Here is a 12,277-nt window from a genome sequence, read left to right on the forward strand (position 1 = left end):
ATGCTTACCGCGCGCAGTATGGCTGTAACTACATCTCGGTGATGCCGACTAATCTGTACGGTTTGAACGACAACTATCATCCACAGAACTCACATGTGCTGCCTGCGCTGATCCGTCGCTTCCATGAAGCCAAACAAAGCGAAGCAACAGAAGTCGTGATCTGGGGCACCGGAACACCCAAAAGAGAGTTCCTCTATGCCGATGACCTGGCCGAAGCCTGCTACTACCTGATGCAGAACTATAACGAACCGGGACTGGTGAACATCGGAACAGGAGAAGATGTCAGCATCAAGGAATTGGCCGAACTGGTCAAAGAGACCGTAGGTTTTCAGGGAGAGATCAAGTATGATACTACCAAACCCGATGGTACACCACGTAAGCTGATGGATGTATCCAAGCTACACGCCTATGGATGGAAGCACACCATCGAGCTGCCACAAGGCATCCAATTGGCTTATCAGGATTTCCTGAGTAAGAATAAATAGTATACTTATACAATAAGCCGCCGGATGATCATCCGGCGGTTTCCTGAAGAGATCTTCTAAAAAGATCAACAGTTCCCTTACCTCAAATTATTCAAATTACGATACCGAAGGTGTCATGGCCATGCTATGCCTGCGGTTCCTCTATCAGCTTAATCCTAAACCTATAACCAGCATCATGAGCACCCTCACATCATTCAGAAACGATATCCAAGGCCTTCGAGCCCTGGCCGTCATCGTTGTAATCATCTTTCATCTCGGTTTTTTGCCCAATGGCTACCTGGGTGTCGACGTGTTTTTTGTAATAAGCGGTTACCTGATCATTGGCATTATCAACAAAGATTTCCTCAACGATAGTTATTCTATAAAAGATTTTTATCTCCGAAGGTTCAGAAGAATCATTCCCCTGGTGCTTTTGACCGGCTTGGTTTCGTTACTGCTCGGTTCATATTTTATGCTTCCTGATGATCTGGAGAATTTAAGTCAGTCCATCATTGCTACCAACTTCTTCAGCAACAACATCCTGCAGTTGATTACCACGAGGAATTATTGGGACGTGATGAATGAATATAAGCCTCTGATGCATACCTGGAGCCTTGGCGTTGAAGAGCAGTTTTATATCGTCATTCCTTTTCTCTTTTTGCTTTCCAGCAGGAAGAACAACAAGATATTCGCAATCATACTGGTTGCAACGCTTGCATCTGCATTGGCTTACGTCTTTTATGGCGATGAGCCGGTGAAGTTTTATATGCTTCCTATGCGGTTTTTTGAGATCTCTATCGGAGGACTTGCTGCATTAAAAGCACGCGGATTTAAGAGCAACTCTCTAGTATCCAGTCTTTCATTCTTTACCTTGCTTGTTTTTCTCTTGTTTGATTTTGGTTTACCGGGTGAGCTGGAAACCATAGTAACCGTTCTTGCAACGGTCATGCTTATTGTATACAATCGTTCCTCATTCAGCATTAACAGGCTTCTTGAAAGCCGCGTGGCTGTCTATATCGGCACCATCAGCTTCAGTCTTTATATGTGGCATCAGCTGGTGCTTGCCTTTTATCGTTACACGGTATCCCAGGACTTCAACCTGTATTCATCGCTGCTACTGCTGTCCATCATGTTTGTGATCGCCATTTTCTCCTATCACTTCATTGAAGATTACTTCAGGAGACCCCATAATATATCCACTAAAAAGTTGCTTGTTGTTTGCTCATTTCTTTTCGTGGGTCTGAATATTGCTTCATTCTATATCTACCTGAAGGCAGGGGTGGTGAGAGACGTTCCTGAACTGGAGATCACTACAGGTCATGTGGAAAGGGGGATGCATGCCAGATATAATTCCCGCATCCGGGAGTTTACTCAGGATTTCACGCCATCAGAGAAGATAAACGTCCTCCTTATCGGAAATAGTTTTGCACGTGACTGGGCAAACGTATTGCTCGAATCAAATTTCCGTGAGCAGATTAACATCTCCTATAGTGAGCTTCCTTTTCAGACGGAGCACATGCAGCAGAAGCTGGATATGGCCGACATTATCTTCTTCTCACCTTACTATAAAGCGGAGTATATTCCAGTGTCAAAGAAATTCAGAATAGACGAGTCTAAGGTATGGATAGTAGGTACAAAGAACTTTGGACCTAATAATGGCCTGCTATATAACCAGAAACGGAGTCAGGGTAATTGTGACGTCCGGGCGGATGTCAGCGACTACGCGCTAAACGAAAATGAGCAGCTAAAAAAACAGTGGGGAGACCGCTACATAGATCTCCTGTCGCTTGTAATGGACAATAGTCATCAGGTTCCTGTATTTACGAAGAATTGTGAGTTTATCAGCCAGGATACCCGTCACTTTACGCGTCCTGGCGCAGAGTTCTTCGCCAGGAAGATCAACCTCGCGAGGTACCTGCATATATCCAAGTCGGTAAACACAAATCTGAGTGCCTCTCTCCGGTAAGGTCGCCTTTACGCAACCTGCAGGACCTTACTTGTCTGATGCGACATGATAAGTAGGGTCCTCCAGAATATTGACAACGATGACGTCCTCGGCGTTTTTCAGGAGCATTCTGCAATCCTCACTCAGGTGCTTTATCCGAAGTGTCTTATTCTCCTTTTGATATCGTTCCGTCAGTTTATTCAGGGCCTCAATGCCCGACATGTCCGCAACCCGGCTATCCTTAAAATCGACAACAACCTCAGAAGGGTCATTGAAGACGTCAAACTTCTCCATGAACGTTGTTGCTGAACCAAAGAACAGCGGCCCGTAAATCTCGTAATGCTTTACGCCATCCTGATCAATATACTTCCTGGCTCTGATGCGAATAGCGCTGTCCCATGCAAAAACAAGGGCAGAAATGATCACGCCGATCAACACCGCGAGCGCCAGGTTATGGAACCAGACCGTGATGATGGCAACGAGGGCCATGACGAATACGTCCTGCTTCGGCATCTTATTGATAATCTTGAAACTGGTCCATTCAAATGTTCCGATCGCGACCATGATCATTACCCCTGTCAGCGCTGCCATAGGAACACGTTCGATTACAGGAGCACCGATTAGCACGATAATCAGAATGGTCAATGCGGCTATAACGCCGGAAAGCCTTGCCCGTGCACCGGCGGAAAGATTCACCAAGGTCTGAGCGATCATCGGGCAGCCTCCCATCCCTGTAAAGAAGCCATTCAAAATATTGGCGCTCCCCTGTGCCACACACTCCCTGTTGCCGCTTCCTTTCGTTCCGGTGATCTCATCTACCAGATTCAGCGTCAGGAGACCTTCCGTGAGACCCACACCTCCCATAATCAATGCGTAAGGAAATATGATCTGGAGCGTATCCCAGGAAAGCGGAATGTTGGGAATATGGAAGGGTGGGAATCCTCCACTTACGGATGCAATATCTTTGACAGTCTTCGTATCGATATTACCCACAAATACAAGCATGGATACGATGATGATGGCAACAAGTGAGGGAGGAATGGTTTTCGTAACCTTCGGCCATAAAAAAACAATGCCGATAGTGAGTGCAACAAGTCCTGTCATAATATAAAGAGGGCTTCCGGTCAACCACCTGGAATCTCCATTTACTACTGCCTGGAACTGCTCCAGCTGCGCCATAAAGATGACGATGGCCAGGCCATTGACAAAGCCGAACATGACGGGCTGAGGCACCAGCCTGATAAACTTCCCCAACTTAAATAGCCCCACCAGAATCTGCAGAACTCCTGCAAGTGCTACCGCGGCAAATACATATTCGATCCCGTGCGAATGCATCAGAGCAATCAATACAATGACGGTAGCTCCCGCTCCACCGGAAATCAATCCGGGCCGTCCTCCAAATACCGAAGCAACCAAACCCATGATGAAAGCTGCATACAGGCCACTCAACGGTGGCAGGCCTGCCAGAATAGCAAACGAGAGCGATTCGGGGATCATGGTCATCGCGACGGTCAGTCCCGCCAGAATTTCAATTTTATAATCAACTTTTTGCGAAAAGTCAAAAAGACGCAGATAGGGCTTCATCTCAGATAGTGATATTATTGGAGGGGCACCCCGGGTAGTATGATCGGACTGCCATCAGTACTTGCTTTATTTCGAAGATGCAAAGATAATATAATTCACAAAGGCGTGTGCTCTTCATGACTCCTCCGTACTCAAGCCTTACCCTCCCGCAAAACATAAGAAACGGTTTCATGTTCCAATAGAGGGAAAAGAAGTTTAATATATTTATAGAATGGAATATAAAAACGTGCTTGATCATGTTGAAAGGTATGTGGAAAGAATGTTTTCCGAGAAGGAATCCAGCAACCTGATCTATCATAATTTAAGCCATACCGAATATGTCGCCAAGCATACAAAAGCAATAGCAATCCATTACAATCTGACGGAAGATGACCTCTTTATTGTTCAGGCCGCTGCCTGGTTTCATGATGTGGGCTATCTCTCTGGTCAGGAGAACCATGAATCCAAAAGTGCCTCGCTGGCAGCAGAATTCCTGAGATCACACCAGGTTCCTTCGCACATTATTGATGCTGTCCAGGGCTGCATCCTGTCTACCCGCATGCCGCAGCAGCCGCAAACCCTGCTACAGCAGATCGTATGCGACGCTGACCTCTACCATCTCGGCAGCGACAATTTTCAGGATCGCAGTAAACTCATGCGGCAGGAGGCACAGCTAGTCGCTGGTAAGAAGATCAAAAAGGAGAAGTGGCGTGCAAAAACAATTGAACTGCTCACACAGCATCAGTTCCACACAGATTACTGTCGCAGCATTCTCGAGGAAAAAAAGCAGCAGAATCTCCTCAGCCTGAGAAACGAAGCAATCAGCAATGCTGAATCAACATTATCTGCCGTAGCAAAGGAGCTGCAGACGCAGACAGCCCCGGCTAAAGACAAAGAGCTAAAGAGAAAAGACAGACCTGAACGTGGAATAGAGACTATGTTCAGGATCTCGTCGAACAATCATCAGCGCTTAAGTGATATGGCTGATAATAAGGCTCATATCATGATCTCTACAAATTCAATCATACTCTCGGTTGTGCTGAGTATCCTCCTTCGCAAGCTGGAGAACAATACACATCTGATTATTCCTACCATGATGCTTCTCACCGTTTGCCTTATCACCATCGTTTTCTCCATTCTTGCTACCCGCCCTTCTGTTCCCTCGGGCAGCTTCAGCAATGAAGATATAGAGAAGAAGCAGGTCAACCTGCTGTTTTTCGGCAATTTCTACCGGATGAGCCTGCAGGATTACCAGAAAGGCATGCATGCGATGATGGATGACCGCGACTTCCTTTATGGAAGTCTTATTCGTGACCTTTATTCGCAGGGTGTTGTTCTGGGAAGAAAATATAAGCTGATGAGAGCTGCCTATAGTGTATTCATGTTCGGAATCGTTGCATCGGTTGTCGCCTTTGTAATAGCCGTTATACTGGTGACAGATTAAGGTACTCCTAATTGATACGTATGAGAATATTTCTGATTTCAGCAATCCTGATTCTGATAAGCACTTCTTGCAAGCCGCAGCCCGAGGCGAAGAGCAATCCCCCCGGTTATGACCTTCAGCAGCCGGAAAAGTTCAGCCTGACGGAGAGCCTGCTCGAGATCTCTGGAGTGGCCTTCAAAAATGGCGAAAGCGATACGATTTTCGCCGTGCAGGATGAGGATGGGCGCTTGTTCAGGCTTGCCTGGGGCAATAAAGACCAAACGAATATATCATTTGCGGGAGCTGGCGACTATGAAGATCTGGCCATCGTCAATGATAAGGTATTTATTCTGAAGAGTAATGGCAACCTGTATTCTTTCATGCTCAACCAGGCTTCCGCGAAAAAAGTCACACAGGTGAATGAACATGAAAAGCTGCTTCCTCCGGGTGAGTACGAAGGGATGTATTATGACCCTTTAAGCGACAGGCTCACGGTCTTGTGTAAAAGCTGCAAGGTCGACAAGAAGAAGAAAAGTGTTACCGGCTATCTTCTCCAAGCCAAAGGAGATCAGTTGCTCCTTAGTGGCACCTTCAAGCTCAAAGGCCTTAAAGATAACAAAGCCATAAAAGGAACCTTGAAGCCTTCAGCCATCGCCAGGCATCCACTCACCTCGAAATGGTATGTGCTCTCATCCGTTAACAAGGCCTTACTGATTCTGAACGATGAATGGCAGATCGAAAACGTTCATCCGCTGAGTTCTAAAATTTTCAACCAGCCTGAAGGTATCGCATTTGATAAAAACGCTAACTTATACATATCGAATGAAGGCGATGAACTGACTCAGGGAAACATTCTGAAGTTCGTTTACAAGCCCTGATTGGATCCTTCTAGAAGCTTTCGCATGAAAAGAACGGCCAAATTACTGATCCTGATTCTCTTATTTGGGCTCTCCGCCCAGGGACAGGATTCTGTACGTCATAGAATGATCTTTATCGGGGATGCCGGCGAGATCAATCATAAACAGGAGACCATCATTCCTTATGCGGCCCAACTCATCCTTCCAGGAAAAACAACTGTGATGTATCTGGGAGATAATGTTTATCCAAGCGGAGTCGGTCTGCCAGGCAGCGCGGATGAGGTGTCCACACGTGACATCCTGCGGTCCCAGTATCGTCCCATGCGTGCCGCGGGTGCACCGGTCTACTTTATTCCGGGTAACCACGACTGGGACAGAATGGGTAAGCAGGGCCTGGCCAAGATTAAGGCACAATGGGAATTTCTCCAGGCGCAGGGTGATTCTTTGCTGATGCTGGTTCCTGCTGACGGCTGTCCGGATCCTGTTGAAATCCCGCTCAGCGACAAGGCCCTTATCATTGCATACGATAGTGAGTGGTGGGTGTTCCCGCATGATAAAAAGAGCGACGATGCGGACTGTGCGTGTAACAGCGCGCAGGAGGTTATTGATCGCATGAAGTTTCTGCTGAACAAGAACAAAAATAAAACGATCTTCCTTGCTGGTCACCACCCCATCTGGACATACGGGGTTCACGGAGGGCATTACTCATGGAAAGATCATATCTTTCCGCTAACGGCGAAATTCAAGAACCTGTGGATCCCTCTTCCGGGAATAGGCTCACTGTATCCGCTATTGCGAAATACCCTCTTCCTTAATCCGGAGGATAGCAAGCATCCTGCATACAAAAACCTCGTCAGGAACGTTAATAGCGTTTTTAAGGGATTCGAGAATGTGATCTATGTATCAGGCCATGATCATGGATTGCAACTGATCAACGAAGAAAAATTGCAGATCGTCAGCGGTGCAGGGGCCAAGCAATCTTATGCCGGTAAAGGAAAAAACTCCCTTTACTCCCAGGCAGAGCAAGGCTTCGTTACCGTGGATCTGCTTAGCGATCGTAGCAGCCGGATCACGTTTTACGGTTTTTCTGATGCTTCACTTAAGCGTACCTTCGTATATGTAAAGCCCTATGAACCGGCACATGGTCAGGAGCATAAGGGTAGCCTGAACAAGGTACCCTGGCTTAAAGAAAAAACAAATTCATCTTCTTCTGAGGCCGCCGATTAATAGCGCTCAGCAATACATATTACATGAAACTTATTTCTCCAGATTCTTTATATCACAGACCATCAGGTAACTTACCCGAGGAGGTCTTCTCCTTGCGACCGCTTTATGAATTCCTCCTGAAGAAAAAATCCGGCGATAAAGTAATCACCAGGAAGATTTATTCCTCACTTATTCATGAAATAGAACGCCGTCCGGAGCTGAAGAGTCATATAGAACCTGCAATCTTCCAGCACGATAGCCTCATCCTGGAGATGATCTACACTATTACCTCCAACATTGTGCATGCGACGGAGAACGATCTCTGGGGACTGGCACTGCCAGTAAGCATCGACTCGTTCTATGGCACCGACCGCATCGCTCGCCTGGTCGTCAATAAGCAGAATAATATATGCAACCTGCAAGAGCAGGAGGAGTCACCGTATGATAACAGGCGCATGGCATTCATGTATGCTACCGTCCTGGAAAAAGTCTACCACTACCAATTAAAGCTGTGTAAGAGCCTTGTGCTCAAAATACCAAACGTGGAGTCGAAAGTCTCCGAGTATTACGAAGTAAACATAGACACGACTTTCCTTGATGTGTTCAGCCGGGAAAACCTCCCATCACTGGATCTGTCCAAGCTCAGGGAATTTACCTCCGACGAGGAAATCCTGGCTTTCCTGATCGCGGAAATACCACTGAGCACGTTCAGATTCGAAGGGTTTACCATCCTCACCTTAACGGATGTTACCGAGCGGCACGCACTTTCCACTATCCGGAACAGCATTCTGACAATGGACGAAGAGAGTAGGGAAGTATGCGAACGTGACATAAAATCGGCGCTTCACACATTGGCCAACACCAGCTCCCTTGAATTTGGCCTCATACCGCTGGTCATGCTGAACGGAAAACCGGTGTTTGACTTCGGAGAACTGACCAAAACGCTGGTCAGTAACAGTCTCAGCAAAAATGATGTGCTTCTGGAAGAAGAAGTACATCGTTTTATGCTAAAGCCCGAGCCCCTTTTCATACCTCACGTATCCGTGGTCCGCCATCAGGATGCCTCTCTCTTTCTGAGAACCGTTCTGCAAAACTCAGATTTGGAATCTTACGCGCTGGTGCCCCTGTTTTCTAATAAGCAACTTGTAGGCGCAATTGAGATAACATCCAGAGAGAAGAATGTCCTCACTACGGATCTGATGCAGAAGCTGGATGCCGCGTTTCCGCTTTTATCGCAATTACTAAAATATGCCGTAGAAGCCATTCAGAATAGAATTTCATCGGTAGTCAGCGAGAAGTTTACGGCCATACAGAGTGCAGTTTCCTGGAAGTTCAGGGAAGCAGCCTGGACCTATCTGAGCAAGAACCGTTCAGAACAGGCGCGTATAGAGATAGAACCTGTATTGTTTAAGCAGCTGTATCCGCTTTATGGCGCCATAGACGTCCGCAATTCTTCGATCGAGCGCAACACGGCGCTGAAACTCGATCTCAACTATCAGCTGGGGCTCCTGTCCGATACGCTCACCTTGCTGAAAAAAGATATCGGGCTTTCCATTCTTGATGAAGTAAACTACAGAATAGAAAAATGGCTTTTTACCCGCGACAGCAACTCTGCGGAAGAGCATAAGGTGAGCCAATATCTGGAGGCGGAAGTTGTGCCTTTTCTGAAAAACGTCAGTGCGCAGCACCCCGATTCAGAGGAGGCTATCAACGCCTACCTCGAAGCGACCGACCCAATTACCGGTCGCGCTTATCAACATAGGAGGGAGCTCGAAAAATCGATGCAGATGATCACTCAGGCAATAAGTCTCTACCTTGACCTGATGAACCTTGAAATGCAGAAGGCATATCCCTGTTACTTCGATAAGTTCCGTACAGATGGTATCGAGTACGATATCTATATCGGTCAATCTCTTCGTCCTGATATGCCTTTTGATCTGATGTATCTCCGGAACCTTCGCTTTATGCAACTTTCATCCATGGCAGGGATATACAAGCAACTCCATAGCATGCTGCCGCAGATGCCTCATCAGCTGCAGACCACTCAGCTGATATATGTCAACTCGGACCCGATAGACATCAGCTTCCGGATGGACGAGAAACGCTTTGATGTGGAAGGCGGTTACAATATCCGTTATCAGATAATCAAGAAGAGAATAGATAAAGTGCATGTTCGCGGTACAGGTGAGCGCCTAACTCAGCCCGGAACCATTGCTATTGTTTATTCACGCAACGCCGATGTTCAGGAATATGTATCGTATGTTGAGTATCTTCGGGATAGTCAGATACTTGAAGGGGAAATTGAATATCTTGATATGGAAGAATTGCAGGGCGTCGATGGATTGAAAGCCCTTCGGGTAAGGATAAAGGTCGAAGATCAAAAGAATCCAGATGAATAATAATGAACTCAGGCAATTGGTCGAAGCTTCCGTTATAACCGAGGAAACGGCAGACCGGATCAGACACTACTACCAGGAGAAGAAAGGAGACTCAAAACTCACCCTCTTTACTGTTTTTGGCATACTGGCATCTTTACTTGTGGGCCTTGGCATCATCTTAATCATTGCCCATAATTGGGATCAACTGACTAAAGGCCTTAAATTGGTGCTGGCTTTTATCCCTCTCGTCGCAGCTCAGGGCCTATGCCTGTACGTACTGCTGAGAAAGAACCCACCCGGTACAGCGTGGAGAGAGGGGAGCGCAACATTTCTTTTCTTCTCGCTTGGTGCCTGCATCGCCCTGATCAGTCAGATGTATCATATCTCCGGCGACATCGAAAAATTTCTGTTCGTGTGGATGTTCTTATGTCTTCCTGTAATCTATCTCATGCAGTCATCGGTAACATCACTGTTGTACCTGTGTGGAATAACCTGGTATGCCCTTGCATCTGATGATTGGTCTCCTGCCCATCTCCCGGACTTCTGGTATTGGCTGATGTTCAGCCTTGCCATGCCTCACTACTACGCCCTGGTGTCCAGGCACCCGAAAAGCAACTTTACAGGATACCATAATTGGATAATTCCACTATCTCTCAGTCTCGGTCTGGCAACCGTATCCCACACCATCCCTCAGCTCATGTATATTGCCTACATGAGCCTGTTCGCAGTCTTCTATTTGTCGGGACATTTGCTATCCGGTACTTTTCAACGCCGGCGCAACAATCCCTATCTGCTGCTCGGCTCTCTGGGCACGATCACGCTGCTTCTTTATCTGAGCTTTGAAGAATTCTGGACCAAACTATTGCGAAAGGACTTTTATACGGATGCACTCCTCCGCTCCCCGGAACTCCTCGCTTCCCTGATTCTCACAGGGGCAGCAATCCTGCTCGCATATAAAAGTCTCAAGCTCCGGAAGCCGAAACCAATGGATATGGTATTTGCCGTTTTTATCCTCGTTTTCCTCGCAGGCACTCAGTCGATGATTTCCGTGGTATTCATAAACGTCATCATTTTAATTTGCGGTATGATGATCATCCGCGAAGGTGCCCGGTCTGACAACCTGGGAGTGCTCAACTACGGCTTGTTGATCATATCTGCGCTTACAGCGTGCCGCTTCTTCGACACCGATCTCAGCTTTGTTCTCCGGGGATTGATCTTTATCACAGTAGGTATCGTAATCTTTATCTTAAACACATGGATGCTCAAAAGAAGGACCTGAAAAAGTGGATCATTCCTGCATTTCTGGTCTTGTGTCTGGTCCAGCTATATGCTCCTGTCAGCATGATCGTCAAACACAACGCGGTCCTTACAAAGGGTAAACTTTTCCGGTTTAAAGTTGCTCCTCTTGATCCAAATGATCCTTTTCGTGGAAAATACATCACACTTCGGTACGAGGTAAATAGCGTAAAAGTTAAAAATGTGAATGAATTCCTGGGAAACACCAATGCATTCGTCATCCTCAGGACTGATTCGAATGGCTACGCAATGATTGAAAATATATCACTGCAAAGACCAAATGGCCCCGTCGACTATGTTGAAGTGCATGCGTACGTCATTAACGTTGACGACAAAAGTATAGTACATGTGGAATTTCCATTTCAGCGTTTTTACATGGAAGAAACTAAGGCAGTTGGGGCAGAAAAGATGTTTCTTCAAACGCTGAGGCGCCCTGGCGCCAGCACCGTTGCCCTGGTATACGTTCGCGAGGGAGCAGCTGTCCTGCAGGATGTGCTGATCAATGAAAAGTCGGTCAATAAGCTCTTGAAATGATGGAATCAAAGCAGTGAAATAAAACTATACATTGGCACAAATCGATTGGACTTAAAACGTGAAGTGCATCTTTGATAAATACACCTAGTTTTATTTCCTTGATTTACGTCCAAACCTATGTTATATTCACTCATTTATTTCAGTACCTGCACACACCTGATGAAGCAGGAAGATCTGAAGGTACTGCTCCATCAATCGGCTACTTTCAACAAGGAGAATGATTTGACGGGAATGCTGGTATACGTTGAAGGGCGATCAGTAAAATGTACTGAAGGCCGCTTCATGCAGATTATCGAAGGATCCAGATTTATGGTTCAAAGGGTGTTCTCCAAGATTAAACAGGATCCCAGGCATCATCAGGTCGTCGTCCTGAAAGAAGAAGCGATCTCCAGGCGGCATTTCCGCATCTGGAACATCGGTTTTGAGATCCTGGATCTCGACGCAGATAAACAGCTGATGGAATTCTTCCAATTGGACAATCACGTATTGGGGAGTGATGAGTTTAAGGCAACGAACGGTCCTCTGCTTTTCCTGAAGAGTTTCTATAAGTCGATGTTCAGTTCACTCGGCACCCCCGCCGCAAACAGAGAGCTTCGGGGATTTGTATAATC

At 46.6% G+C, this 12,277-nt stretch carries 10 protein-coding genes; 9 read left to right on the top strand and 1 reads right to left on the bottom strand.

What is annotated here, in order from left to right; all coding sequences use genetic code 11:
- Together ACO1NU_RS11810 and ACO1NU_RS11815 are read left to right on the top strand one after the other, a co-directional pair.
- Nucleotides 1–485: NAD-dependent epimerase/dehydratase family protein (locus ACO1NU_RS11810; RefSeq protein WP_448818691.1), on the top strand; the 485-nt coding region annotated here is incomplete at its 5' end.
- Between the two features lie 175 nt (nucleotides 486–660).
- Nucleotides 661–2,430 (top strand): acyltransferase family protein, encoded by a 1,770-nt coding sequence (locus ACO1NU_RS11815; RefSeq protein WP_448818692.1) that lies wholly within the window; start codon nucleotides 661–663, stop codon nucleotides 2,428–2,430.
- Between the two features lie 27 nt (nucleotides 2,431–2,457).
- On the opposite strand, the gene ACO1NU_RS11820 is transcribed toward ACO1NU_RS11815, so the two are convergent.
- Nucleotides 2,458–3,993 (bottom strand): SulP family inorganic anion transporter, encoded by a 1,536-nt coding sequence (locus tag ACO1NU_RS11820; protein ID WP_448818693.1) that lies wholly within the window; start codon nucleotides 3,991–3,993, stop codon nucleotides 2,458–2,460.
- Nucleotides 3,994–4,204: 211 nt separating this feature from the next.
- Here ACO1NU_RS11820 and ACO1NU_RS11825 point away from each other — a divergent pair, with 211 nt between their 5' ends.
- From ACO1NU_RS11825 to ACO1NU_RS11855, 7 genes are all read left to right on the top strand, one after another.
- Complete coding sequence (locus tag ACO1NU_RS11825) at nucleotides 4,205–5,416, top strand: Pycsar system effector family protein (RefSeq protein WP_448818694.1); 1,212 nt, start codon at nucleotides 4,205–4,207, stop codon at nucleotides 5,414–5,416.
- A 20-nt stretch (nucleotides 5,417–5,436) separates the two neighbouring features.
- Nucleotides 5,437–6,273 (top strand): SdiA-regulated domain-containing protein, encoded by an 837-nt coding sequence (locus ACO1NU_RS11830; RefSeq protein ID WP_448818695.1) that lies wholly within the window; start codon nucleotides 5,437–5,439, stop codon nucleotides 6,271–6,273.
- A 24-nt stretch (nucleotides 6,274–6,297) separates the two neighbouring features.
- Nucleotides 6,298–7,479, top strand: a complete 1,182-nt coding sequence (locus ACO1NU_RS11835; protein WP_448818696.1) for a metallophosphoesterase — start codon at nucleotides 6,298–6,300, stop codon at nucleotides 7,477–7,479.
- A gap of 23 nt (nucleotides 7,480–7,502) precedes the next feature.
- Nucleotides 7,503–9,857, top strand: coding sequence for a hypothetical protein (locus tag ACO1NU_RS11840; RefSeq protein ID WP_448818697.1), 2,355 nt, complete (start codon nucleotides 7,503–7,505; stop codon nucleotides 9,855–9,857).
- Nucleotides 9,850–11,115: a DUF2157 domain-containing protein gene (locus ACO1NU_RS11845; RefSeq protein WP_448818698.1), complete on the top strand. Its 1,266-nt coding sequence runs from the start codon at nucleotides 9,850–9,852 to the stop codon at nucleotides 11,113–11,115. Before ACO1NU_RS11840 ends, ACO1NU_RS11845 begins: the two co-directional genes overlap by 8 nt.
- The gene (locus tag ACO1NU_RS11850; protein ID WP_448818699.1) at nucleotides 11,091–11,666 is read left to right on the top strand and encodes a GDYXXLXY domain-containing protein; all 576 of its coding nucleotides are present in this window, start codon (nucleotides 11,091–11,093) and stop codon (nucleotides 11,664–11,666) included. The genes ACO1NU_RS11845 and ACO1NU_RS11850 overlap by 25 nt, the downstream gene beginning before the upstream one ends.
- A 117-nt stretch (nucleotides 11,667–11,783) precedes the next feature.
- Complete coding sequence (locus tag ACO1NU_RS11855) at nucleotides 11,784–12,275, top strand: BLUF domain-containing protein (protein WP_448818700.1); 492 nt, start codon at nucleotides 11,784–11,786, stop codon at nucleotides 12,273–12,275.
- Nucleotides 12,276–12,277 lie beyond the last annotated feature (2 nt).

The sequence above is a fragment of the Arcticibacter sp. genome, assembly GCF_053551015.1.